General features: G+C 62.6%; 24 protein-coding genes. 16 read left to right on the top strand and 8 right to left on the bottom strand.

Going from position 1 to position 24,937, the window contains the following annotated elements:
* Positions 1–309: 309 nt before the first annotated feature.
* Positions 310–2,589 carry a tetratricopeptide repeat protein gene (locus GSQ88_RS07630; RefSeq protein WP_159006775.1) on the top strand — a complete coding sequence of 760 codons (2,280 nt, stop codon included), beginning with the start codon at positions 310–312 and terminating at the stop codon, positions 2,587–2,589.
* A gap of 56 nt (positions 2,590–2,645) precedes the next feature.
* Entirely contained in the window at positions 2,646–2,864 is a 219-nt protein-coding gene (locus GSQ88_RS07625) for a hypothetical protein (RefSeq protein ID WP_159006774.1), read from the top strand.
* Positions 2,865–3,033: 169 nt separating this feature from the next.
* Here GSQ88_RS07625 and GSQ88_RS07620 read toward each other — a convergent pair whose 3' ends face one another.
* Together GSQ88_RS07620 and GSQ88_RS07615 are read right to left on the bottom strand one after the other, a co-directional pair.
* Positions 3,034–3,291, bottom strand: coding sequence for a hypothetical protein (locus tag GSQ88_RS07620; RefSeq protein ID WP_159006773.1), 258 nt, complete (start codon positions 3,289–3,291; stop codon positions 3,034–3,036).
* 63 nt (positions 3,292–3,354) lie between these two features.
* Positions 3,355–4,299: an ATP-grasp domain-containing protein gene (locus tag GSQ88_RS07615; protein ID WP_159006772.1), complete on the bottom strand. Its 945-nt coding sequence runs from the start codon at positions 4,297–4,299 to the stop codon at positions 3,355–3,357.
* 335 nt (positions 4,300–4,634) lie between these two features.
* Here GSQ88_RS07615 and GSQ88_RS07610 point away from each other — a divergent pair, with 335 nt between their 5' ends.
* The 3 genes from GSQ88_RS07610 (at position 4,635) to GSQ88_RS07600 (ending at position 8,511) form a co-directional block, all read left to right on the top strand.
* A complete protein-coding gene (locus GSQ88_RS07610) occupies positions 4,635–5,408 on the top strand; it encodes a ferredoxin--NADP reductase (RefSeq protein WP_159006771.1) in 774 nt (257 codons plus the stop codon).
* A gap of 371 nt (positions 5,409–5,779) precedes the next feature.
* Positions 5,780–6,613 (top strand): patatin-like phospholipase family protein, encoded by an 834-nt coding sequence (locus GSQ88_RS07605; protein ID WP_246735118.1) that lies wholly within the window; start codon positions 5,780–5,782, stop codon positions 6,611–6,613.
* Positions 6,614–6,885: 272 nt separating this feature from the next.
* Positions 6,886–8,511 (top strand): FMN-binding glutamate synthase family protein, encoded by a 1,626-nt coding sequence (locus tag GSQ88_RS07600; RefSeq protein WP_159006770.1) that lies wholly within the window; start codon positions 6,886–6,888, stop codon positions 8,509–8,511.
* Between the two features lie 290 nt (positions 8,512–8,801).
* Here GSQ88_RS07600 and GSQ88_RS07595 read toward each other — a convergent pair whose 3' ends face one another.
* Positions 8,802–9,224, bottom strand: coding sequence for a DoxX family protein (locus tag GSQ88_RS07595; RefSeq protein WP_159006769.1), 423 nt, complete (start codon positions 9,222–9,224; stop codon positions 8,802–8,804).
* A gap of 156 nt (positions 9,225–9,380) precedes the next feature.
* Here GSQ88_RS07595 and GSQ88_RS07590 point away from each other — a divergent pair, with 156 nt between their 5' ends.
* On the top strand, positions 9,381–10,298 hold the full coding sequence (locus GSQ88_RS07590; RefSeq protein ID WP_159006768.1) for a LysR family transcriptional regulator: 918 nt from the start codon (positions 9,381–9,383) through the stop codon (positions 10,296–10,298).
* Positions 10,299–10,323: 25 nt separating this feature from the next.
* Here the strand turns inward: GSQ88_RS07590 and GSQ88_RS07585 are convergent, their stop codons facing one another.
* The 3 genes from GSQ88_RS07585 to GSQ88_RS07575 are packed head-to-tail and all read right to left on the bottom strand — an operon-like array spanning position 10,324 to position 15,388.
* Complete coding sequence (locus GSQ88_RS07585) at positions 10,324–11,634, bottom strand: ABC transporter ATP-binding protein (protein WP_159006767.1); 1,311 nt, start codon at positions 11,632–11,634, stop codon at positions 10,324–10,326.
* 14 nt (positions 11,635–11,648) lie between these two features.
* The gene (locus GSQ88_RS07580) at positions 11,649–13,385 is read right to left on the bottom strand and encodes an ABC transporter permease (protein WP_159006766.1); all 1,737 of its coding nucleotides are present in this window, start codon (positions 13,383–13,385) and stop codon (positions 11,649–11,651) included.
* 35 nt (positions 13,386–13,420) lie between these two features.
* Positions 13,421–15,388, bottom strand: a complete 1,968-nt coding sequence (locus tag GSQ88_RS07575; RefSeq protein WP_159006805.1) for a carbohydrate porin — start codon at positions 15,386–15,388, stop codon at positions 13,421–13,423.
* Between the two features lie 703 nt (positions 15,389–16,091).
* Here GSQ88_RS07575 and GSQ88_RS07570 point away from each other — a divergent pair.
* Complete coding sequence (locus GSQ88_RS07570; RefSeq protein WP_159006765.1) at positions 16,092–16,364, top strand: metal/formaldehyde-sensitive transcriptional repressor; 273 nt, start codon at positions 16,092–16,094, stop codon at positions 16,362–16,364.
* A gap of 179 nt (positions 16,365–16,543) precedes the next feature.
* Here GSQ88_RS07570 and GSQ88_RS07565 read toward each other — a convergent pair whose 3' ends face one another.
* Together GSQ88_RS07565 and GSQ88_RS07560 are read right to left on the bottom strand one after the other, a co-directional pair.
* Positions 16,544–16,807, bottom strand: coding sequence for a hypothetical protein (locus tag GSQ88_RS07565; protein ID WP_159006764.1), 264 nt, complete (start codon positions 16,805–16,807; stop codon positions 16,544–16,546).
* A 210-nt stretch (positions 16,808–17,017) separates the two neighbouring features.
* Positions 17,018–17,827, bottom strand: a complete 810-nt coding sequence (locus tag GSQ88_RS07560; RefSeq protein ID WP_159006763.1) for a creatininase family protein — start codon at positions 17,825–17,827, stop codon at positions 17,018–17,020.
* Positions 17,828–17,991: 164 nt separating this feature from the next.
* On the opposite strand from GSQ88_RS07560, the gene GSQ88_RS07555 reads away from it, so the two are divergent.
* The 9 genes from GSQ88_RS07555 to GSQ88_RS07515 form a co-directional block, all read left to right on the top strand.
* The gene (locus GSQ88_RS07555) at positions 17,992–19,017 is read left to right on the top strand and encodes an ABC transporter substrate-binding protein (protein ID WP_159006762.1); all 1,026 of its coding nucleotides are present in this window, start codon (positions 17,992–17,994) and stop codon (positions 19,015–19,017) included.
* 207 nt (positions 19,018–19,224) lie between these two features.
* Positions 19,225–20,028, top strand: coding sequence for an ABC transporter ATP-binding protein (locus tag GSQ88_RS07550; protein WP_159006761.1), 804 nt, complete (start codon positions 19,225–19,227; stop codon positions 20,026–20,028).
* Positions 20,028–20,879 carry an ABC transporter permease gene (locus tag GSQ88_RS07545; RefSeq protein ID WP_159006760.1) on the top strand — a complete coding sequence of 284 codons (852 nt, stop codon included), beginning with the start codon at positions 20,028–20,030 and terminating at the stop codon, positions 20,877–20,879. Before GSQ88_RS07550 ends, GSQ88_RS07545 begins: the two co-directional genes overlap by 1 nt.
* Entirely contained in the window at positions 20,879–21,868 is a 990-nt protein-coding gene (locus GSQ88_RS07540; RefSeq protein ID WP_159006759.1) for a 2-hydroxyacid dehydrogenase, read from the top strand. Before GSQ88_RS07545 ends, GSQ88_RS07540 begins: the two co-directional genes overlap by 1 nt.
* 65 nt (positions 21,869–21,933) lie before the next feature.
* Positions 21,934–22,587 (top strand): AprI/Inh family metalloprotease inhibitor, encoded by a 654-nt coding sequence (locus GSQ88_RS07535; RefSeq protein WP_502706705.1) that lies wholly within the window; start codon positions 21,934–21,936, stop codon positions 22,585–22,587.
* 379 nt (positions 22,588–22,966) lie between these two features.
* A complete protein-coding gene (locus GSQ88_RS07530; protein ID WP_159006757.1) occupies positions 22,967–23,314 on the top strand; it encodes an ArsR/SmtB family transcription factor in 348 nt (115 codons plus the stop codon).
* On the top strand, positions 23,311–23,757 hold the full coding sequence (locus GSQ88_RS07525) for an SRPBCC family protein (RefSeq protein ID WP_159006756.1): 447 nt from the start codon (positions 23,311–23,313) through the stop codon (positions 23,755–23,757). The genes GSQ88_RS07530 and GSQ88_RS07525 overlap by 4 nt, the downstream gene beginning before the upstream one ends.
* 14 nt (positions 23,758–23,771) lie before the next feature.
* The gene (locus GSQ88_RS07520) at positions 23,772–24,425 is read left to right on the top strand and encodes a glutathione S-transferase family protein (protein WP_159006755.1); all 654 of its coding nucleotides are present in this window, start codon (positions 23,772–23,774) and stop codon (positions 24,423–24,425) included.
* Between the two features lie 133 nt (positions 24,426–24,558).
* Positions 24,559–24,937 (top strand): YciI family protein (locus tag GSQ88_RS07515; RefSeq protein WP_159006754.1); only part of this gene is annotated, 379 nt, incomplete at its 3' end.

The raw sequence follows: 24,937 nt of genomic DNA, 5'->3' as shown, positions 1-24,937 counted from the left end.
GCAAATCGGGTGAGGGTTCTTATACCCAACGAGAGGTCCTAACCCGTCACCCGGCGCGGAGCCTGTCATCGGGCGAGCATTCGCGCGACCCGTTGGCGCCGACCTCTCCCAACGGGAGAGGTGAAGGGAAATCGCCGATCGAATCAAGGATCATCATGCGCTAGCGGCGCCTCGCCCCAGTGCCATCCTTAGATACATCCGGTTCCGGCTGGACGGCTCGGCGCCGGCCACCTTTTGGACCGATTGGCGCTGGCCAGCGGCCGCGCGAGTCAGATACAGCTCGCGCATTCTGGCTCCGCGGGCACTCGCATGACGACCGTATCCCTGACCGTCTCGGAGGTTTTCGATTTCGCGCTGAAATCCTATACCGCCGGAAAACTCGCCGAGGCCGAGCAGATGTGTCTCAAAATCGTGTCCGCCGATCCCAGTTCCGCCGCCGCCTTCAACCTGCTCGCCGTGATCGACACGACGCTGGGCCGGACCGACAAGGCGCTCGCCAACTATGAGCGCGCGTTGGCGCTGCAGCCAAATCTTGTCGCGGCATGGAGCAATCGCGGCGCGGTGCTGAAGGCGATGAAACGCTACGGTGCGGCGTTGGAAAGCTATGATCGCGCGCTGTCCTTGCAGCCGGATTATGTCGAGGTGATCAATAATCGCGCGGGCATGCTGCATGAATTGAAGCGCCACGACGAGGCGTTGGCGGGTTACGACCGCGCGCTGACGCTGCGTCCGAACTATGCCGAGGCGCGCAACAACCGGGGCATCGCCTTGCAGGCGCTCGGGCGACACGCCGAGGCGCTGACAGATTATGACGCTGCGCTCTCGCTGCGGCCGGATTTCGCCGAGGCGCTGGTCAATCGTGGCATCGTGTATTTTGAGCTCGGGCATTTCGGCGAGGCGCTCGCCAACTACGATCGCGCCATTGCGCTGCGGCCGGACAATGCCGACGCGCTGAGCAATCGCGGCAATGCGCTGGGCAGGCTGCAACGGCATGACGAGGCGCTGGCCAGCTACAATGGCGCGCTCAACCTGCAACCGCACCACGCCGAGGCGCTCTATAATCGCGGCGTGACCTTGCACAGGCTGAAGCGGCTCGACGAGGCCGTCGCCAGTTTTGATTCCGCGCTAAGCTTGCGTCCGGATTATCGCGAGGCCCTGATCGGCCGCGGCGCCGCGTTGCAGGACCAGAAGAAACCCGATCAGGCCTTGCAGAGCTTCGAGCGCGCCGTCGCCTTGCATCCGGATAATCCTGAGGCGCTCGTCAATCGTGGCGCCGCGCTGCACGATCTCGGCCGCTCCGACGAGGCGCTACGGAGTTTCGAGCAGGCGCTGGCCTTCGAGCCCGATAATGTCGAGGCGCTGACCAATCGCGGTGTCGTGCTGCACGACCTCGCGCGATATGACGAGGCGCTGGCGAGCCATGATGATGCGGTCGCCGCCCGGCCCGGCGATGCTGCTTTGCTCAATAACCGCGGCGTCACCTTGCGCAAACTGCGGCGGCTCGAAGACGCGCTGGCGAGCCATGATTCGGCGATCGCGGCGCGGCCGGATTACGCCGAGGCGTACGCCAATCGCGGCGTCACGCTCTACGACCTGAAGCGGTTCGACGAAGCCTTGGCGAGTTACGACCGCGCGCTGGCGTTGCGCCCGGATTATGCCGACGCGCATTTCTTCAAGGGCCTGGCGAGCCTCGTGACCGGCGATTTCGAAGGCGGCTGGACGGAGTATGAGTGGCGCCGCAAGGCTCCGGCCGCGCGACTGACTGAGCGCCATTTTGCGCAGCCGCACTGGTTCGGGGAAGATATCGCCGGCAAGACCATCCTGCTGTACAGCGAACAGGGATTTGGCGACTCGATTCAGTTTTGCCGTTACGTGCCGCTGGTCGCGGCACGCGGCGCGCGTGTCGTGATGGAAGTCGAAGCGCCGCTCTGCGCGCTGATGAAGGGGCTCACCGGGGTCGCGCAAATCATCGCCAAGGGCGATGCACTGCCGAATTTCGACGTCCAGTGTCCGCTTCCCAGCCTGCCGCTTGCCTTCAAGACCTGGCTCGAGACGATTCCTTCAAATGCGCCCTATTTGCGCGCGCCGGAGCAAGCCCTGCATCATTGGAACGGCTTGCTCGGGCCGAAACGCCATTTGCGGATCGGGCTTGCCTGGGCCGGTAATCCGAAACATGTCAGGGATCGCGAGCGGTCGATGCGCTTGCGCGATCTGTTGCCGCTGCTGGACATCGACGCGAGCTTTGTCAGCCTGCAAAAGGAAGTTCGTTCGGGCGAGACCGAGATGCTGACGAGCTGCCATGTGCGCCAGTTCGGCGGCGATCTCGGCGATTTTTCCGACACCGCGGCTTTGATTTCCCAGCTTGATCTCGTGATATCCGTCGACACCAGCGTCGCCCATCTCGCCGGCGCGTTGGGCAGGCCGGCGTGGATTTTACTGACGCATGCGCCGGATTGGCGCTGGCTGCTCGATCGCGACGACAGTCCCTGGTATCCGGCCGCGCGATTGTTCCGCCAGTCCGATGGCCGGGAGTGGGGCGGGGTGATCGCGCAAGTTCGCGAGGCGCTGCGCCAATTTACCGCCGGTTAACCATAATTTCGTAACAGGTTAACGAAACCTGCTTCTCGCCTCGGGAGGACGACGTCATGACCGCAGCCGTCAATAACAGCAAGAGCACCGCTAGCGTATTGCCGCCACCGCAGCCGAAATCCAAATCGGCTTCTTCCGCGGGCACGTCATTCCAGCAGGCCGTCAGTCAATATACGCAGAATCGGACGGCCGGCGCCGGCGGCCCCAGCGGCAGCAATCCATCGTCAACGCTGAGCAGCGGCCTGATGTCGTCGCTGCTGCAAATGCAGAGCTGAGGCTGGCTTAGAACCCGGGCGACAGAATCAAGCAACTTTCGGCAAAGCTCGTCATGCCCGGCCTTGTGCCGGGCATCCACGTCTTCGTTGCAATTGAGCAAGAAAGACGTGGATGGCCGGGTCGAGCCCGGCCATGACGAAAATGGTTCACTTTCAGTCGGCCTCTACTTTACTTGATGTGGAGTGCCGACTTTGCCGCGTTGATGGTGTTGTTGACGGCGGCCTGGGTCTGGCCGGCCAAGGTCGTCGCCTGATAGGTCGGGCCGCTGGTGAAGCCTGCCTTGGGTTTGACCCCGATGGTGACTTCAGCCCGGTTTAGCGCGGTCGCAAAACTGTTCTTGGCGTCGCCGACGGCCTTGCTCAGCTTGGCGGTCTGGGTTGCCAGGAAAGAAGGGCCCGACGAACTGATGATTGGCGTGTCGCTCATGCGATGCTCCTCGAGCATGATGCGGACCATCGTCCCGGTATGGTTAACGAGCCGTTAAAGCGGTCACTGAAACAGTCTGTCCAGGGCCGCATGATACGCGGCATAAACCAGCTCGGGGTGAGCCCTGCTCAGGGCTTCCATCATCACGCCCGAATTGATTTCGAGAACCTGCCAGGCGCCGTCGACCTGGACCACGTCGATCGACGCGAACCTGATATCGATGGCTTTCGCGGCCCGGATCGCGATCTCGGCGCAGGCCTCCCGGATTTTTCCTTCGTTCAGCAGCGTCGGGTGCGCCCCTGAATCGAGGTTATGACGCCAGTTCAGCACACGCCGTTGGCCGGACGGCAGGATCAAGTCCAACTCGGCTTGATCGAGGTCGGCGATCATGCCGGGCAGCACGGTCGAGCGCCGCGCGGCCGGGGTCGCGGCGAGCGCTAGCTCGAGCAGCGAGCGCTGGCCATCGCCCACGATCGAAGGTCGATTTTTGCCGTAGACGACGATGGCATCGCCGTCGAGCAGCACCACGCGCACCTCGTCTTCGATATCCAGATAGGGCGACATCGCAAGACTAAGATGCGAAGCGAATATCCGGCTGACCGCAAGCTCAAGCGCAGGTTTGGTTTTCACCAGGAAGACGGATTCGCCGGTGGTGCCCTCGTTCGGCTTGACGACGATGCCTTGCGGGTTGGCGTCGAGAAGCCGCAGCATCGCTTCCCACGATCCCGGCTGGGATACGTATTCGTTCATCTCCGGGCTTAGGAACAGCGTGTGCGGCACGCAGGCGATTCCGGCCATTTCCAGCACTTCCGCCGTTGCCGCCTTGTCGTTGGCGATGCGGTGCGCCACCGCGCTGTTCAGTCCGATGTCATATCCAAACGCGCAGCGCCGCTTGTCGCCGCCCTGCATCACGATCAGCCAGCCGTCGGATTTCACGTCGATCGCGATCTCGCGTTCGGCGCAATATTTTCTCAAGGCATCGACAAATATTCGCCGGTTCGTGAGCATCGCCGATCCGTTGTCCGGCCACCGAGGCCGCTTTCAAAGTTGGTTTGGTATAGCTCTAAAAGCGCTGTCTTGCGCAGGCTCGCCAATAATTAATAGTCGGATTGACGCCGATTTTGGCAAGTTAATTGCGCGTCGATGCGGCTCGCGACGAACCATCCGGCAAAATAAACCGACTGCCATTTTGAGCCCGCAATTGCGCGCCAACGCGTGTTGACTATCTCTGTTGTTGGCGTAGGTCACACAACAAATCTCCCGATATTTCAGGGGTTTTCGTCTGGTTGAAGGCCGGGCGACAGAATCGTTCTACCTTGAGCCAAAACGGAAAAACCAAACACATGAGCGCGTTCCATCGAGAGAAGGTTCTTGCTGTCCGGCACTGGACCGATACGCTTTTCAGCTTCACTGCGACCCGCGATTCCGGCTTTCGCTTTCTGAACGGACAATTTGCGATGATCGGCCTCGAGGTCGATGGCCGTCCCTTGCTGCGCGCCTACAGCATGGCGAGCGCCAATCATGAAGAGCAGCTCGAGTTTTTCAGCATCAAGGTTGCCGACGGGCCGCTGACCTCGCGGTTGCAGCGGATCCAGGAGGGCGACACCATCCTGGTCGGCCGCAAGGCCACCGGCACGCTGGTCGCCGACAATCTGATCCCCGGCAAACGCCTGCTGTTGCTGTCGACCGGAACGGGCCTCGCGCCGTTCGCGAGCCTGATCAAGGACCCCGAGGTGTACGACCGCTATGAGACCATCGTGCTGGTGCATGGTTGCCGGCAGGTTTCCGAATTGGCTTATGGCGAAGAGCTGGTGGCGCGGTTGCGCGACGATGAATTGTTCGGGCCGCTGTTGGGCGAGAAGCTGGTGTATTACCCGACCGTCACCCGCGAGCCGTTCCGCAATCGCGGCCGTATCACCGACCTGATCACGTCAGAGCAATTGTTCGCCGATATCGGTCAGTCGCCGCTCGATATCGAGACCGACCGGATCATGATGTGCGGCAGCCCCGGCATGCTGGAAGAACTGCGCCTGTTGTTCGAGGCGCGCGGCCTGCTCGAAGGCAACACCAGCGCGCCCGGGCATTTCGTGATCGAGAAGGCGTTCGTCGAGCGGTGACATTTTGTCGTCCCGGCGAACGCGGGGACACACCGGAACCGTCATCCTGAGGAGCGGCCACTTGGCCGCGTCTCGAAGGATGGTGTTCAGCTCGGTGCTTGCGGCCATCCTTCGAGACGCGCGCAAGGGCGCGCTCCTCAGGATGACGGCCGGGGTAATTTCACAGCCTCGTTCGCCAGGACGACGTCGAGATGCTGTCGTCTCTCGCATTAGCCAGCACCACTCACGATCCCCCAACCTTTTCTTGATAGTGCGCTAGCGTTTTCCGCTGCTATAACGCCCCGAACGTCGCGCGGCCGGTTGCTGACGCGGTGATCAGGGAGCGTTGAGCCTTGCAGATACTCGATCGAACGGGATCCGCGAAAACAGCCTTGGTTTTTGCGGGCGGCGGAAGTTACGGGGCCATTCAGGTCGGCATGTTGCATTCGCTCGCCGCCCGCGGGATTTCCGCGGACATGGTGGTGGGCTCCAGCGTCGGCGCCCTGAACGGGGCCTATTACGCCGGCGATCCCACGCTGAAGGGCGTCCTGCAACTGGAGACCATCTGGCGTGGATTGACGCGGCACGACGTTTTTCCGGTGAATTGGCGGACGCTGTTGGGGTTTCTGCGGCGGCGGGATTTCCTGATCCCGCATGACGGGATCCAGAAGCTGATCGACGATCATCTGCCCTATCGCAATTTGCAGGACGCCGAGCTCCCGATTCATATCGTCGCGACCGATATCGTCACCGGCGACAGCGTGGTGCTGTCGGAAGGCTCGGCCGCCCAGGCGATCATCGCATCAACCGCGATTCCCGGCGCCTTCGCGCCGGTCCCCTACAAGAATTTCTACCTCGCCGACGGCGCGATATCGAGCAATACCCCGATCAAGATCGCGATTGCCAAAGGCGCGACGCGGCTGATCATCCTGCCGACCGGCTATGCCTGCTCGACCGATACGCCGCCCACGGGTGCGGTCGCCAACGCGCTGCATGCGTTGACCTTGCTGATCGCGCGGCAATTGGTCAGCGAGTTGGAAGATATCGGCCCCGAGATCGAATATTATGTGGTGCCGCCGTTGTGTCCGCTGGTGGGCTCGCCTTACGATTTCTCGCGGACCTCGGATCATATCGAACGCGCGATCGCGAGCACCGATGCGTGGCTGGCGCAAGGTGGCCTGCAAAAGGTCGGGATTCCCGAGCAGATGCGCCCGCATGCCCACTGACTCCCGGTAAAACCTGCGGCTTCAAAACCGCATCCTGCAAGCTACGCTGCACTGCAAAAATCTAGGGAGCGCCGGGCCGGCGCGCATTGATCTTTCGCGGTCGGATTCGATAGCCTCACCGGCGTCGGCTGTCATATCGGTGACCGGCGCGCCGGATATCGTGTACAGATTGTCCGGGTTTTGAATTAGGCTTGTGGCCGGCTTAGGCCTGTCGGCGGCTGGGCTTGCGGCCGACGAGGAATAACACGGCGGAATCCGCCTCAAGGGGTCCCATGGAAACGTTGATGCTTCCGTTCTCTCCGCGCTTCATCGTCCTGACGATTTGCGCTGTCGTCACCGCGTTGCTGCTCGGCATCGGGATCGTCGATCACAAGGTGTTCGATCTGGTCGTGATTCCGATTGTTATTTTCGGCGCGCTCACCTTGCTCGGCTTCCGCGATCTCACCCAGAAGAGTCACGCGGTCCTGCGAAATTATCCGATCTCGGCGCATATCCGCTTTTTGCTCGAAGAGATCAGGCCGGAGATGCGGCAGTACTTCTTCGAAAGCGAGAAGGACGGCATGCCGTTTTCCCGCGACACCCGCGCTTTGGTCTATCAGCGCGCCAAGATGGTGCTCGACAAGCGGCCGTTCGGCACCCAGGAGGATGTCTACCGCGAGGGCTATGAGTGGATGCACCATTCGATGGCGCCGAAGCCGCATGCCGAGGAGAAATTCCGCATCACCATCGGCGGCCCGGATTGCAAGCAGCCGTATTCGGCGTCGGTGTTCAATATTTCGGCGATGAGTTTTGGCGCGCTCAGCCCCAACGCGGTGCGGGCGCTGAACGCCGGCGCCAAAAAGGGCGGCTTCGCCCATGACACCGGCGAAGGCGGCCTCAGCCCCTATCATCGCGAGAATGGCGGCGACATCATCTGGGAAATCGGCTCCGGCTATTTCGGCTGCCGCCACCGCGACGGCTCTTTCGACCCCGAGGAGTTCGCGCGCGTTGCCTCCGGCGACCAGATCAAGATGGTCGAGTTGAAGGTCAGCCAGGGCGCCAAGCCGGGGCACGGCGGCGTGCTGCCGGCGGCCAAGGTTTCAGAGGAGATTTCCAAGATCAGGGGCGTTGCGATGGGCGAGGATTGTATCTCGCCGGCCTATCACCGGGCGTTTTCGACGCCGCTGGAAATGGTGGCTTTCATTGGTGAGATGCGGCGGCTATCCGGCGGCAAGCCGGCCGGTTTCAAGCTCTGCATCGGCCACCCCTGGGAATTCCTGGCGATCTGCAAGGCGATGCTGCAGACCGGAATCTATCCCGACTTCATCGTGGTCGATGGCAATGAAGGCGGCACCGGCGCAGCGCCGCTGGAATTCATGGATCATCTGGGCATGCCGATGCGCGAGGGCGTCAATTTCGTCCACAACGCGCTGATCGGCATCAATGCGCGCGACCGCATCAAGATCGGCGCGTCCGGCAAGGTCGCGACCGCCTTCGACCTGGCGCGCGCTATGGCGATCGGCGCCGATTGGTGCAATTCGGCGCGCGGCTTCATGTTCTCGCTCGGCTGCATCCAGTCGCTGAGCTGCCATACCGACCGCTGTCCGACCGGCGTGACCACGCAGGATCCGTCGCGTAACCGCGCGCTGGTGGTGCCGGACAAGATCGAGCGGGTCTACAATTATCACCACTCGACCCTGCACGCGCTGACCGAACTGATCGCCGCGGCCGGCCTCGAACATCCGCAGGAAATCCGTCCGATCCATTTCTCGCAGCGCACGTCCACCACCGAAGTGTGCACGTTCGCGCAGCTCTATCCATCGCTGCGGCCGGGCGAACTGATCGACGGCACCAGCGATGTGCGCTTCCGCGAAGCCTGGGCGATGGCGCGCGCGGATTCGTTCGCGCCCAACGCGTGATGAGAACGAGTTGAAGCGGTCGCCGCTATCTCTTCACCTCTCCCCGCAAGAGGCCGGGACACACCAGAACCGTCATCCTGAGGTGCGCGCCGTCTTCGGCGCGCCTCGAAGGATGGTGTTCAGCGCAGTGCGTGCGGCCATCCTTCGAGGCGCGCAAGAAAGAGCGCGCACCTCACGGGTGAACGCAATTGCGTTCATCCCGGGGATGACGGCCGAGATAGCTTCACTCAAGAGCGGGGCGAGGGAGAAGAATGGGTCACCCTCAAGTCTCAACCTGAATTGACCCTGCTCTAGCGCTTGGCGCGCGCGTCGAGGCTGAAGCTGCCGGGGCCGAAGGCAAAGATCTGAAGCAGGCCGCCGGTGATGGCGAGGTTCTTCAGGAAGTGAATCATCTGGTTCTGATCGGCGAAATTGTGATGAAAGCCGATCGCGGCGGCGACCGTGAATATGGCAAGGCCGAGGGCGGCATAGCGGGTTTGATAGCCCAGCAACAGCAGCAGTCCGCCGCCGACTTCCACCACAAGCGCAATCACGTAGCCCACGAACGGAAGCGGCAGACCCGCTGCCGCGATGTAGGCTTGGGTGGCGTCGGGAGCAAAAATCTTACCGACGCCGCTGAGCAGGAATATCACCGCGATCAACAAGCGGCCGAAGGCGGGGACGAGGCTTGGCGTGGACAGAGTAGTGCTCTGGTCGAAGGTCGATACGGTCATCAGGCTGCTCCAGCAGGTTTAGGCCCGGCGATGTCAGATGGTCGCCGCCAGGCGGTTTGAGACAAATTCACCCGACAAATGCGCCTTGCGATCTATCGTGAGAAGCCCCTATATTGCGATCCAATCCATCGGTTAATCAGATAGGTTGGGGTCTTCGTGCTGGACGGCGTGTCTCTGGATCAATTGCGCGCGTTTATCGCGGCCGCCGACGAGGGCAGCTTCTCGGCGGCGGGCCGAAGGCTCAACCGCGCGCAATCCGTGGTCAGCCAGACCATCGGTAATCTGGAGGATCAGATCGGGGTCACGCTGTTCGACCGCTCCTCGCGCTCGCCACGGCTGACGCCACAAGGTGCCGCGGTGCTTGCCCATGCGCGGATCGTCGCTGCCGGGGTGGATGCGCTCAAGGCGCACGCCAAGGGGATGGCCGCGGGGCTTGAGCCGGAACTGTCGGTGGTGGTCGACGTGATGTTTCCGATGGCGGCGCTGACCGAAGTCGCCAAGGCATTTTTGCTGCAATTTCCGCGGACGCCGTTGCGGCTTTATATCGAGGCACTCGGCGGCACCGTTCAACCGGTGCTCGATGGCCGCTGCGGTTTTGGCATCGTGGGCTCGTTGCCTTTCATCCCGCCGCAGCTGAGCACCGAGCGATTGACCAGCGTGCTGCTGGTGATGGTGGCTTCGGGAGAACATCCGCTGGCTAAAATACCAGGCGTCGTCCCGAAAGCCGAGTTGGCCAAACACATTCAGTTGGTGCTGACCGATCGCTCCGAACTGTCGGCCGGACGCGAGTTCGGCGTGATGTCGCCGACGACCTGGCGCTTCGCGGATCTCGGCGCCAAACACGCCTTCCTGCTCAACGGGCTCGGGTGGGGCAGCATGCCGTTCCTTGCCGTCAAGGAGGAGCTCGCTTCGGGGCGGCTTCACGAGTTGTCGATCGAGGATGGTCCGCACGACGGCTTCATGATGCCGATGTCCGCGGTCTATCCGAGTGCTGCGCCGCCCGGTCCGGCCGGCCGATGGTTGATCGAGCGCTTGAAGCAATGCCCGCAAAAGGCGGCCTCGCGAACGCCGTGATGCCGACAGAAGGCTTGATGCCTCGTCAATGCGGGTTTTCGAGGCTGAATAATTCGGATTGTTCGTCGTAGGCGAACAGCTCGGCGTAGCGACCCCACGACACGATCGTCTTCAGCGTTTCGTCGGCGTAGTCTTCCGACATGTAATCTTCGAGTTCGTTGCGGAAACGCGCGGCGGGCGCGGTGTGGCTCGGCCGCTCGTCGAGCACGCGGCGGATCAGGCCCATGATCGGCACATAGTTGATGAGATGCTCGGCGAACAGCCGCTTGCGGGCGTCGGTCTCGAGATCGGCAAACCGCTTGCCGGCATCCGATAGCACCAGGTCGCCTTCGCTGAGCTGGGCAAATCGCAGCAATTGCAACGCCTCGCCGAAATGGAAGATCTCGTCGGCCTCCAGTTGCAGGCTGTTGGCCAACACCGGCAAGTCGGCGTGGCCGTTATAGGGCGCCCCTGCCAGCGTCTCGATCAGGCCCGACAGAACGTTGGACGAAATGTGGTTGAGCACCATGCCGACGCCGGTGCCGTGAATACCCTCGATCGAAGGCGACCTCGGCTCGGCGCGCTGGGTCATGCGGGCATAGATGCTGTCGACCAGTTGGCGGAAGGTCGGATCGAGACGATTGCGCGGATGCGGCAGCTCGACCTTGATCTCGGCCGCCACCCGGCCGGGGTTGGATGAAAACACCAGGATGCGGTCGCACAGCAAGACCGCTTCCTCGATGTTATGGGTGACGATCAGCACCGATTTGATCGGCAACCGGCCTTCGATCCACAGATCGATCAGGTCGGTACGCAGCGTCTCGGCGGTCAGCACGTCGAGCGCGGAGAACGGCTCGTCCATCAGCAAGAGGTCGGGATGCACCACCAAAGCTCGCGCAAACCCGACGCGCTGGCGCATGCCGCCCGACAATTCCTTGGGATAAGCGGACTCGAAGCCGTCAAGGCCGATCAAGTCGATCGCGGCCAGCGCCCGGGTGCGGCGCTCGGCGGCTTCGATGCCGAGTGCTTCGAGGCCGAGTTCGACGTTTTGCAGCACGGTGAGCCAGGGAAACAGCGCGAACGACTGGAACACCATGGCGACGCCGTTCGGCGGGCCCGCGATGGCCTCGCCCCGGCATTTGGCTTCGCCGGAGGAGGGCGCGACCAGCCCTGCGATGATGCGCAACAGGGTCGATTTGCCCGATCCGGAGCGGCCGAGCAGGCCGACGATTTCGCCGGAGTGAATCGTGAGATCCACCTTGTCGAGCACCAGCAGGTCCTCGCCGCTGCCCTTGGGGAACGAGCGGCAGACGCTGCGGATATCGAGCAGGCTGGACGGTTTGATTTGATCGAGCATCGCTTTTCTCCTGGTCAGCCGAGCCGAAGACGGCGCTCGCCGAAGGCATAGAGGGGCCGCCACAGCAGCCGATTGAACAACGTCACCAGAATGCACATGATGGCGATGCCGAGAACGACGCGCGGGAAATCACCGTTTTCGGTCGCGTTGGCTATATAGGCACCAAGCCCGGTGGCCGACAGATGGGTGTTGCCCCAGCTTGCGACCTCCGCGACGATCGAGGCATTCCACGAGCCGCCGGACGCGGTGATCGCGCCGGTGATGTAATACGGGAAGATGCCGGGCAACACGACCTTGACCCACCATCGCCAACCCTTCAGGTGCAGGCTGGAAGCGGCCTCGCGCAGGTCGCTCGGGAAGGCGCTGGCGCCGGCAATGACATTGAACAGGATGTACCATTGCGTGCCCAGGATCATCAGCGGGCTGAGCCAGACATTCGCATTGAGGCCGTAGCGAACGATCCCCACCACGAATACCGGGAAGGCGAGATTGGCGGGAAACGCCGCCAGGAACTGCGCCAGTGGCTGCACCCGCTCGGCGAGCTTTGGCCGCAGCCCGATCCAGACGCCGATCGGAACCCATATCAAGGTCGCCAGCGCGATCAGCACGACGACGCGGGCGAGCGTAATCAATCCGTACCCGAAGGCGCTCAGCACGTCCGACAGGCTCAGGGTTGCCGAGAGATATTGGTAAATCCGCCACGCGGCATAGCCGGTGCTGGCGACGATGATGCCGAGCCAGAGCGCATCGATGATGCGCGACGGCTGGCGATGCTTGCCCGATGCCATCTTCAATGACGCCGGCACCGCAATGTGCAAATTCGAGATGATCTTGTTCAGCGCGGCGAACGGCAACGACAGCGCCCGCAACGCGCGCGTTCGCCGAAACAAATCGAGCATCCAGGACGTCGGCGCGCTGGCGGACGCGGTCTGCTCGAAGCGGAATTTGTCGGCCCAGGCCACCACGGGGCGAAACAGCAACTGGTCGTAGGCGATGATCACCAGCAGCATGGTCAGGATCGCATAGCCGATCGCGGGCAGATTCTGCTTTTCAATGCCCAGCGCGACATAGGAGCCGATGCCGGGCAAGGTCACGGTGGTGTTGCCGACCGTGATGGCCTCCGAGGCCACCACGAAGAACCAGCCGCCGGACATCGACATCATCGTGTTCCAGATCAGGCCCGGCATCGCGAACGGAACGTCGAGCCGCCAGAAGCGCTGCCATCCGCTGAGATGGAAACTCTGCGAGGCCTCTTCCAGATCCTTCGGCACGTTGCGCATCGACTGGTACATGCTGAACGTCATGTTCCAGGCCTGGCTGGTGAAGATCGCGAACACGCAGGCGAGTTCGGCGCCGAACACCCGGCCGGGAAACAGGTTCATGAAGAACACGACCGTGAAGGTCAGAAAGCCCAGGATCGGCACCGATTGCAGGATATCGAGCAGCGGGATCAGCACCATCTCGGCGCGCCGGCTCTTGGCGGCCAGCGCCGCATAGATGAAGGTGAAGATGATGGAGCAGACGATCGCCAGCAGCATCCGCATCGTGGTGCGCAGCGCATAGAGCGGCAGGTTGGCCGGATCGAGCGACACCGGCGCGACATCGAGCGCCGACAGCGGCGCCGTGGTCTGCTCGCCGCCGTAAACGATCAGCACCATGGCGCCGGTCACCAGGATCAGCGCGACCATGTCCCAGATGTTGGGCCGCAACGCCTGCGCAACGGCAGCCGGGCGAATGTCCTGAAGCGCCATTATCAGCCGCCCTCTTGGTGTTGCCGGATCATGCGTTAGAATTCGCCGTGCAGGCGGGCCGAGAAGACGGAGACCGGCCCGCGGTCGGCGTTATAGGCGGGATTTGTGATGAGCTGATAGTCGCCGGTGACCGTGAAACCTTCCCTGACCGCGTAGGCGTAGTAGGTTTCGAAGATCTGCTCCGGACGATAGTTGAGCTGGCCGTCGCCGATCAAGAGGCCGAGGCCGCCGGCGGCGAGGAAATCGCGATGCGCCTGCGAAAGGCCGTTGACCGCGCCGCCGATGCCGATCGTATCGCTGGCGCGCCCCCAGAAGCTGCCCTTGATCGACAAGCCGCCTGAAACGCTGCGGTCGATATCGGTGAACGACAGGATTTCGTTCTGGCCGTCGTTCCAGCTCGCCCGCGCGAACAGCCCGACGTCCTTGACGATCTGCTGTTCGGCGTTGAGGTAGAAGCCGTATTTGAGGTTGGGCTGGCGGATGCTCGCCATCACCGTGTTGATATCGAGCGAAGGGTCGGCATTCTCGATCGACAGCGACTGATTGTAATTTCCGGTATCGCCGCGGTTGGCAAAAATGCCGAGCCGAAGTTTGCCGGGCTGATCGAACGGCGAATAGCGTTCTTCGAGTTCGGCGACCGTGCCGTAGTTGTTGCCGTTCAACACCAGAACGTCGCTGTTGGGCGCGTTGGGCACTTCGAACACGCCGGCGCGCACCGCCCAGTCCTTGCGATTGAGTTCGACCACCGCGCCGCGGGTATAGCCCGGCAGGTCGGCCGGGAAATCATACGCCGCCGACGACCACATCGCCCAGTTCATGAAGTCGGCGCGCGGATCGTGCGCGTAAGCGTTGTTGTCGAAGAAATCGCCGACCGCAAAACGGCCGACAATCAGCGTGACCCGGTCGATGTCGCGTTTGCCGGCCAATTGATTGGCGCCATCAGCAACGTCTTCCTGTTCGCCGCCGAGGCCGAAGGTCTGCTTGAGATAATAACGCTGCGGGCGGATTTTCGGCTCGGCGGCGCCGGCCTTCTGCGCCTCGCCATTCGAGAAGCCGGCGAGGCCGAGCGTGCCGCCGATGCCAAATCCCTGTGCCATTTCAGGATCGAAATAGAACTCGCCGCCCTGCCACAGCCGCACGCCGAGGAAGGCCGTCGTGGTCCAGGTTTCCTGCGCCAGCCCGCCGCCGGGCAGGCTGTTGGCGCCCGCGTAGGGCGAGCGGAAGGCCGGATAGACCGAGGGCAGGAACGTGGTTTGCGCATGCACGTTCCATGCGTCGGATTCCGGCAGCGCGGTCTTAATATTGGCGGCAGGCTGATTGATCCCCAGCGCGATGTCGTCAAAGCGATAGTTCAGTCCAAGCTTGACGAGGTTGACATTGGGTTCGACGCTGACGTTAGGCAGCCCATAGCTGGAGAGGTCAACCATCCGGCGTCCGAGATCGACGTAGTCATATTCGAGCCGGGCGCTCCAGTTGCCGCTCACCGCGAACTCGACGCCGGCACCGGCGGTCCAACCGGTCTGGATCTGGCCCGGTGTCGCAAAGATGCTGCCGGCACTGTCGTTGATATTGAGGTGGCTGTGCCCCCAGGCAAAGCCGCCGGTCAGATACGGCAGCCATCGGTCGAAGGCGTATCCGACCCGGCCGCGCACCGTGCTGAAATAATCGACCGTCGCGTTGAAGGGAGCGGGCGCTTGCCGCACGGCATCGAGCGGGCTTTCGAACGACGCATCGGCCTCGATGCCGAGCACGACATGGTTGGAAAATTGCCGGACATAGCCGGCCTGATAGCCACCGATGAACCCGGTGACGCTGGGCGGCAGGAACACGCCCTCGCCGGGGACCGCATTGGTGCCGGGCCCTAAGCTGCCGCCGCCATAACCGACATGGCCGCCGATATAAAATCCGGTCCAGTTGTAAACGGTTTGCAGCGCCGGCGCCTTGAGTGGCAGATCCGCGGCGTTCGCGGAATTGGCGAGCGCCAGCGTGCCGAGCCCCAGCATGCCGAGCCCCAGTATGCTAAGCTGAGTGCCCGGGTACGCGCATTTCGCGCTTCGGCGGCGCTTCATCGGAATTTACCTGGCGCGAACATTACGGCGGTCTTTCTTGTCATCGCTGCGGATTGCCGTCGTGCTGCCACCAGGGAAATCAGGAAGGAAATCAGGCGAACGGTTTCATCGCCGGGTTCGACGCCGTTTCTCCGATTGGACGCCAAATCAAAGGGTGCCATCCCTCCATCATTGCAAATGATTCGCAATTGTTGGGAAGGATACGGGAGGTCTGCCTTGAATGGCATCGATATGTGACAGTCGTGCAACAGCCGGAGGGGCGGCTGGGACAGGCTTTGGGGCAGCCTTGGCGGGAGTCTTGGCGGGAGTCTTGGGGAGCGTGCAGACGCCGACGGACGACGGCCGTGCTTGCGAAGATTTGCCCGTTGAAACATCGCTCACCTCACGTCCGCAGGTCGCGGACCACGGTGAGCGCGAGACTAGCGGCCCGAGCGAGACCGCGTCGTCGCGCGGCCGTTGCTGCCGCGAAAACTCAAATGGATGACGGTGCCCGGTCCGGTCTGCGCCGGAGAAGCGCCATCGATGGTGGTACTGCCCATGATCTTCCGATTATGCCGTTTGACGAGAACCGGGTGACTTCATCGCCCAGCTTCGATATATACCCCCTACCCTATATAAAAAGGCAGTGTCAACCGCGATGACCCAAGCACTTCGTGAGAAGGCCAAGTTGCTCAATCGCGTGCGCCGCGTGCGCGGATTAATCGATGCGATCGAACGTGCGCTTGATGAAGAGAAGAACTGTCCCGAGGTGCTGCATCTGATTGCCGCGGCGCGCGGCGGCATCAATGGCCTGATGGGCGAAGTGATCGAAGATCACATCCGCGAGCATGTGGTTGAGCCGACCAAGCCTGCGGAGCGCTTTGAGGGCGGCGAAGAGCTGATCGAGGCGATCCAGTCCTACCTCAAATGACGGCGTGAGAGGTTCGCGACAAAAGGGATGACCCGCCCGGGGGGACAACCGGGCGGGTCGGGTGCGACACGGGGTGGATGAGGCTCCGTGCCGAACACTGGATTAAAGGCGGGTTCGGCCGAGGCGGCTGCCGGCTGGCGTCTTAAAGGCGCGCCAGCAAAAGCTCGGCCGAGCGTGCCTCAGTAATTGCAGGTGCGGACGCGGCCCACATAGTTGCCGTAGGCGTCGAATTGGCGAACCCAGCCGCAGTGGCGATAGCCGTTATAATAATAGCCGTCATTGCTTGCAGCGATCGCGCTGCCGACCACAGCCGCGCCGATCAGCGCGCCACCGATGCCCCAGCCAAGGCCTCTTGCCTCTGCGGATTGCGTGGTGGAGGCGATGCTGCCGGTGACGGCAAGGGCTGCGAGCGCGAGTGCGGCGATTTTGGTCTTGATCGGCATGAGAAACTCCATCCTGGTGCAGGTGGACCGTTGTGGTCCGCATGCCCAGTTGGACGGAGCGTCTTCGAATCCGGTTCGATCACGGACCGGTGAGCGGCGCGCCTCAGCCCTAGAGCATGATCCGGAAAAGTGGAAACCGGTTTTCCGAAAAGATCATGCTCAAACGAAGACCTAGGCCGGGATGACGATTCGAAGATAAGTCATGCCGCCCTACGGGCGGCCTGCGAGCGTTGTCGCATCGAATTTGTCGATATCGGCGAGCAGTTCACAGAACGCGGCGGCGCCATGATCGAGCAGGCGTTCGCCTTTTTCCGCGGAGGCCTGCGTCGCATCGCCCGCGGCGCCGGCGGGATGAATATCCTGCGCCTGCCAAGCCAATGGCGCCGGCCGATGGGCCGAGAGCCAGCGATAATCCTTTTCCATCGCGATGCTGTTGGGGCGAAAATCGGCGATCGCCTCGCGGCGCACGGTTTGCGGATAGCGCGCCAGCATGATCGAGGTCTCGACCGCGCCGCCATGAACGCCATGGCGCAGTTCTTCGGCCGAGAACAATCCATCCGGCGCGCCGAACCGCGACCAGCTGGTGGTGACCGCGAGAAGTCCATATTCCGCGCGCAGATCCTGCGCCACCAGCGTCATCGCCGCGCTGTTGCCGCCATGGCTCGTGACCAGCACGAGTTTCCGGATGCCGGCGCGCGCGACGCTGGTCCCGAGCGCCATCCAGCTCTTCAGCGCGGTTTCGGTCGGTAACGTCAGCGTGCCTGGATAATCGACGTGCTCGGTCGAAATCCCGATTGGTTGCAGCGGCAGGAATGTCGCCGGAATGGTGTCGGGCAGCATTTCACCGACCCGCGCCAGATAGGCCTGCGCGATCATGATGTCGGTGCCGAGCGGCAAATGCGGACCATGCTGCTCGGTCGCCGCCAGCGGCAGCACCGCGATCCACCGCGCCGTATCGGCACCGGCCATATCGGGCCAGTGAATGTCGGTCCAGTCGCGGCGTGGAACGGGTGAGGTCATCGAGCCAGGCGTTTCTTTCGGCCAATTTGCAGGGTAGTTTGCGAGCTAGTTTGAAAAGTAGCGTGCAAGCTAGTTTGTCCTATGCCCGAAAAGCGGCCATAGATCGCGACCGCACCGGACCGGTGCCTCCCATCATGGGCCAAAATGATCGACGGAGTCTAATCATGAACCCGGACCTTTTGCCACGAGCGTTAACGGCGGCTATGTTCGCCGCGGCGCTGGCGATGTCCTCGGCCGGCGCGCAGACGCTGGACAAGGTCTCGTTCGGAACCAATTGGCTCCCGGAGGGGGAGCAGGGCGGATTTTTCCAGGCCCTGGCCGACGGCACCTACAAGCAATATGGGCTCGACGTCACCATCGTGCCCGGCGGCCCCAACGACAACAACCGCATGCTGCTGATCGCCGGCAAGCTCGACTTCTTCCTCAGCGCCAACACGCTGCAATCGTTCGACGCCGTCGCCAATAAGGTCCCGGTGGTCGAGGTCGCCGCCATGTTCCAGAAGGATCCGCAGGTCTTCCTGACCCACCCGGAATCGAAGGTCGCCAAACTGGAAGATCTCAAGCCGCTGACGTTGTTCGTGTCCAAGGAGGGCATCGCGAGCTATTTTCAATGGCTGAAATCGGAATACAAATTCAGCGAGGACAAGGTCAGGCCCTACACGTTCAATTCGCAGCCGTTCGTCGCCGACAAGCAGAGCGCGATGCAGGGTTACGTCACGTCCGAGCCTTACGCGGTCGAACAAGCCGCCAAGTTCAAGCCCGGCGTGCTGTTGCTGGCGGATTATGGTTTCAACACCTATTCGACCTTGATCGAAACCCGCAGCGACCTGATCGACAAGAAGCCGGATCTGGTGCAGCGCTTCGTCGACGCCTCGATCGTCGGCTGGTACCACTATCTGTACGGCGATAACGCGCCCGGCAATGCGCTGATCAAGAAACTCAATCCGGAAATGACCGACGATTTGCTGGCCTATTCCGTCGCCAAGCTGAAGGAATACGGCATCGTCGATTCCGGCGATGCGGTGAAAAACGGCATCGGCGCCATGACCGATGAGCGGGTCGCCAGCTTCTTCGACAAGATGGTTCGCGCCGGCGTGGTGCATTCCGATATCGACTTCCGCAAGGGCTACACGCTGCGTTTCGCCAACAAGGGCGTCGGCGTCGATTTGCGGCCCAAGGACAAGAACTAGGGCATGATGAGATTGGATCGAGTTGTATCGACAACTGCAGCGCGCTCCCTCTCCCGTTGGGAGAGGGTTGGGGTGAGGGGTTACGGCCTCTCGTTAAGCGCCCTCACCCGATTTGCTGCGCAAACCACCTCTCCCCGACGGGGAGAGGTGGTTTGAACTGCTGGGCCAGACCGACTCAATTAAAAGTCATCCCACTCTAGAGGCGCAATGCCCGATCCCGCTTTGTCCGAAAACGTTCTCGGCAGCCTCGCGGTCAGCCTGCGCGGCGCGACCAAGCGCTATGACAATGGGCTGCTGGCGCTCGGCCCGCTCGATCTCGACGTACGACAGGGCGAATTCGTGTCGCTGCTCGGGCCGTCGGGCTGCGGCAAGTCGACCGCGCTGCGCCTGATCGCGGGCCTCACTACGCCGACGTCCGGCACTGTCCACGTCTCGCGTCGCAACTCGCAGACGCGCGCGGGGCGCGACATCGGCTTTGTGTTTCAGGAGCCGACCTTGATGCCATGGGCCAGCGTCCGCGAGAACGTGCGGCTGCCCCTCAAGCTCGCGCACACGCCGCCTCCGGAAGCCAACGCGCGCGTCGATCAGGCGCTGGCGCAGGTAGGGCTCGGTGAATTCGCCGGTGCTTTTCCGCGCGAATTGTCCGGCGGTATGAAGATGCGGGTTTCGCTGGCGCGTGCGCTGGTCACCGATCCGGACATCCTGTTGATGGACGAGCCGTTCGCTGCGCTCGATGAGATCACGCGCTTTCGGCTCAACAATGATCTGCTGAAGCTTTGGCGCGATCTGCGCAAGACCGTCATCTTCGTCACGCATTCGGTGTTCGAGTCGGTGTATCTGTCGCAGCGGGTGATCGTGATGACCGCACGGCCCGGACGCATCGCCGCCGAATTTCGCATCGATGCGCCGCAACCGCGCCAGGAGGACTTTCGAACCTCGGTGGAATATGCCGGCTATTGCCGCATTGTCTCCAACGCGTTGGCGCCGCTGCACCAGGGACAGCCGGTGTGATGAGTTCCCCGCGGACGCCGCCAGCATCGACCACCGGGCAGGTCGCGCCCGATCGCTCCACCGTGAGCGGCTCGTTGGGCCTGGTCCGGATCCTGCTGCCGATCGTGGTACTCGCGGCCGGCATTGCGGCATGGAGCCTCGTGGTGCGGATCAACGATATTCCGCCTTACGTGCTGCCGGGACCGCAGGCGGTCTTTGAGACGCTGCTGAGGGATTGGCCGATCCTGTCGCAATCGCTGGTGACGACCCTGCTGACGACATTGGAGGGATTCGTCGCCGCCGCGGTCGGCGGCATCTTGCTGGCGCTATTGTTCAATCAATCGAAATGGCTGGAATATTCGCTGTTTCCCTATGCGGTGATCCTGCAAGTCACGCCGGTGATCGCGATCGCGCCGCTGTTGCTGATTTACCTGCCACAGCACACCGCGGTGATCGTCTGCGCCTGGATCGTCGGATTTTTTCCGGTGCTGTCCAACACCACGCTCGGCCTCAATTCGGTGGACCGCAATCTGGCCGGCCTGTTTCAGCTCTACGGCGCCTCGCGGCTGCAGACGCTGCGCTATCTCAAATTGCCCGCGGCGCTGCCGTTCATCCTGGGCGGCCTGCGGATCGCCGGCGGCCTGTCGCTGATCGGCGCGGTGGTCGCCGAGATCGCTGCGGGCTCGGCCGGCGCGGGCTCGGGCCTTGCCTACCGGATCGCGGAATCCGGTTATCGTCTCAACATTCCCCGGATGTTCGCCGCGTTACTGTTGCTCTCCGCCGCCGGGATTGTCATCTATGGGCTGCTCGCGCTAGTTTCGCACCTGATATTGCGGCGCTGGCACGAGAGCGCGCTTCGAAAGGAAAACTGATGCCGAGTGGGAATATTTCGTCCGAGAAGATCGATCTGTTGATCTACGGCCCAAGCAAGCCGATCGTCGACAATGGGTTTTCCGACCAATTCGTCCTTCACAAGTTCGAGACCACGCACGACCTCGAACGGCTCAGCGCGGCGGACGCCGCGAAAATCCGGGGCGCCGCCATCACCTATAATTCGGTGCGGGGCGACGGCACCACGCTGGCCAGGTTCCCGAAGCTCGAGATCGTCTCCAGCTTCGGTGTCGGCTACGACCATGTCGACGCCAATTACGCGCGTGACCACAACATCATCGTCACCAACACGCCCGACGTGCTGACCGAGGAAGTCGCCGACATCGCGTTCGGGTTGTTGATCTCGACCGTCCGCGAATTCGTCAAGGCCGATCGTTATCTGCGGTCGGGGCTGTGGTCGACGCAGAATTTCCCGCTCAGCGTCGGATCGCTGCGCGACCGCAAGGTCGGCATGGTCGGCATGGGCCGTATCGGCCAGGCGATCGCGCGCCGGCTCGACGCCTCGCTGGTTCCAGTGGTCTATCACACCCGCAATCCGGCGGCCGGCGTCTCCTACAAGCACTATCCCGATTTGATCGAGATGGCGAAGGCGGTCGATACGCTGGTGGTGATCGTTCCCGGCGGGGCCAGCACCAACAAGATGGTCAACGCCGAGGTGATGAAGGCGCTGGGGCCGCGCGGCGTCATCATCAATGTCGCGCGCGGCACCGTGATCGACGAGCAGGCTTTGATCGCGGCGCTGAAATCCGGGACCATCCTGGCCGCCGGCCTCGATGTGTTCGAAAAAGAACCGAATGTGCCGGACGAATTGAAGGCGATGCAGAATGTCGTGCTGCTGCCGCATATCGGCTCGGCGTCGGTGGTGACGCGCAATGCGATGGATCAACTCGTGGTCGACAATCTGAAAACCTGGTTTGCCGGCAAGCCGCCGCTGACCCCGGTTGCGGAAACCCCGGCCAAGCCACGCTGATGCGACAAGGCCCGCCGATGACAAGCCGTCGCGCGCGCATCGCCATCGTCGCCCTGGTGGCGGCGATGGCCTGCGGCGCGCCGGCGCGGGCGCAGGATACCTCGACCCTGAAAAAAGACATGGTCGGGCAGTGGGAACTCTCGACCACCGAACGCAGCAAGACCTGCGTGATCACCCTGAAGAGCGATGCGACGCCGCTCGGCATGAAGCTCGAGCTCGAGCCTGCGTGCCCCAAGGCGCTGCCGTTCACCGTCGACATCAACTCCTGGAGCATCAAGGGGCTCGGCGATATCGTTCGCTTGCAGGATGCCACGGGTCAGCCGGTGATCGATTTCACCGAAGTCGAAACCGGGATTTTCGAGGGGCTTCGGACCGGCGAGGGGGTCTATATCCTGCAAAACCTCGCCGCGGCGCGCTCGCTGGCGAAATCCATGGACCAGATGATCGGCGACTGGGCGATGGTCCGCGGCAACGGCGACCAGATCTGCGGCCTGACCCTGACCAATACCGAGGCGACGGCGGACAATTTCCAGGTCTTCCTCAAGCCCAAATGCGATCCGGCCATTGCCGCCTTTGCGCCGACGCAGTGGCGGCTCGATCACGGCCAGATCCTGCTGCAGTCGGCCCGCGGCGACACCTGGTCGTTCGAGGCCGACGACAACGCCCAATGGCGCCGGGTGCCCGACAGCGCCGATCCGCTGATCATGCTGCGGCAGTAGACGCGCGGGGCGGGTCGAGATCGCTGCAATCGATCGGCGCCGATTTGCTTGACCTCGCCCCGCTTGCGGTGAGAGGTTGGATCGCATCGCTAGATGCGATCCGGGTGAGGGGGACTGTCCGCGAGTCTTACGCTCACCGTTTTCGTGGAAGCAGTCCCTCACCCCAACCCTCCAAGAGCGGGCTTTGCTCGTCTCGACCCCGCAAGAGCGGGGCGAGGGAGCAGACTGAGCATGCTGCGCCAACTCAACCTGACTTCATAACGCCCTAAGAGATTGAGCGTTGGATCGCGCCGTAACGAGGCTGTTGCGTTATATTAATAAACATGTATGTTAATTAACATATGCATTAAGTATTAGCCCATTTGAATAACGGCTTTCGATGTCCACCTCGGCTCCCCAGCTTGATCACGTGTTCTCGGCCCTCGCCGATCCGACGCGGCGGGCCATCATCGAACGTCTTCTGTCCTCCGGCGAACTCTCGGTCGGCGATGTCGCCAAACCCTTTGATATCAGTGCCCCTGCGGTCACCCGTCATCTGCAGGTGCTGGAGCGGGCCGGGCTGATCGAGCGCCGCGTCGAGCGGCAATGGCGTTATGTACGGATTCGCGCCGACGCGCTCCGACCGGCGGAGAAATGGCTTTCGCGGCAGCAGCGATATTGGACGGGTGCGCTCGATCGGCTGGAGGCGCTGGCGGCGGCGAGGACGTCGAAACGGAGAAAGACATGAGCGACCCGGAAGAGACCACGCTTCGGTTGGAGCGCCTGATTCCGTCGCCGCCTGAAATGCTGTTTGATCTCTGGGTGAGGCCGGCTGAACTCGTCAAATGGTGGGCCCCCGACGGCTACGAGGCCTTGGTCGATACGCTCGATGTGAGACCGGGAGGGCGCTGGCGCACCATGCTGCGCCGACCGGATGGCGCCACCATCGCGACCAGTGGGGTCTATCATATCGTTGAGCCGCCGCGCCGGCTCGCCTTTACCTGGGCTTGGGAGGATGCGTCCGGCATGCGCGGCCACGAGACCAAGGTCTCTGTCCGTTTCGAGCCGGCGCCCGGCGGGACGCGGATCGTGTTGGTGCAACAGAGCTTTGAGACCAGGCTGGCCCGCGACAACCACGATCGCGGCTGGTCGGCAAGTTGTGACCGAATGGCGAGGATGGTCGGCGCATAGCGGGAGCCCAAGGCATGTCAAAGCCGGAAATCATCGGCTCGTCGCGATCGAGCTATACGCGCGTCGTGCGCATGGTTTGCGAGGAGAAAGGGATCGACTATTCGCTGACCGAGGCCGAGCTGGCTGCGCCCGAGATTTTTGCGATCCATCCCTTTGGCCGGATGCCGGTGCTGCGCCATGGCGACTTCATGCTCTGCGAATCCAAGGCCATCGCGACCTATCTCGATCGCACTTTTCCGGAGCCTCGGCTGATCCCCGCCGATCCGCGGCTTGGCGCGCTCACCGAGCAATGGGTGTCGCTGGTCAATACCCTGCTGGATCCATTGCTGATCCGGACCTATCTGCTCGCCTACGCCTTTCCCATGACCGCCGACGGCAAGCCCGATCGCGCGAGGATCGATGCGCTGCTGCCCAAAGTACGCGAGCAACTCGCGCTGCTGGACAAGACGGTCGCCCCGAGCGGCTATCTGGTCGGCGATAGCTTCACACTGGCCGACATTTATGTTCTGCCGATGCTGCATTACCTGAAACTGCTGCCGGAATCCGGTCAAATGCTGGACGTTTCCACGCCGCTCGGCCGCTATCACCAGACCCATTCGGCACGGCCGAGCTTCGTGCGGACGATTCCGCCCCCGGGCCCGCCGCGGCGACATACACCGGCCGGGTGACATTCTCGGGGACCGGCGTAAACTTTTTCTGTCCGGCCTGTCGATCCGCCATAGGCCCGTTCGTCGTTCCCAATAGCGAGAAGTTCCGCGAGCCCCGGGGGGCCGCGGCTCGCCTCGATCAGGGAGTTTTTCGATGCGCTTCATGTATATCGTTACCACGCCGCGGCCCAATCAATATCCGACGCCGGCACTGATGGAGGCCATGCACAAACTGGCCGACCGCGAGATCAAGGCCGGGAGGATGCTGGACAGTGGCGGGTTGATGCCGGTCGCCATGGGGGCGCAGGTCAGGATCGCGGACGGCAAACTCAGCGTCGTCGATGGCCCGTTCGTGGAAACCAAGGAGCTGATCGGCGGCTACGCGATCTTCGAGCTGCGCGACAAGGAGGAGGCGGTGGCGTCGGCGGTCGAATTCATGCAGCTCCACCGGCAGCACATGCCGGAATGGGAAGGCACCTGCGAGGTTCGCTCGTTCGCCGAGCCCGGTGCGGAACTGGCGTGCCAAGTGGACG

This window comes from Bradyrhizobium sp. S69 (assembly GCF_009766005.1).
Taxonomy (GTDB): Bacteria; Pseudomonadota; Alphaproteobacteria; order Rhizobiales; family Xanthobacteraceae; genus Bradyrhizobium.
This window is presented reverse-complemented; position numbering and strand designations above follow the sequence as displayed.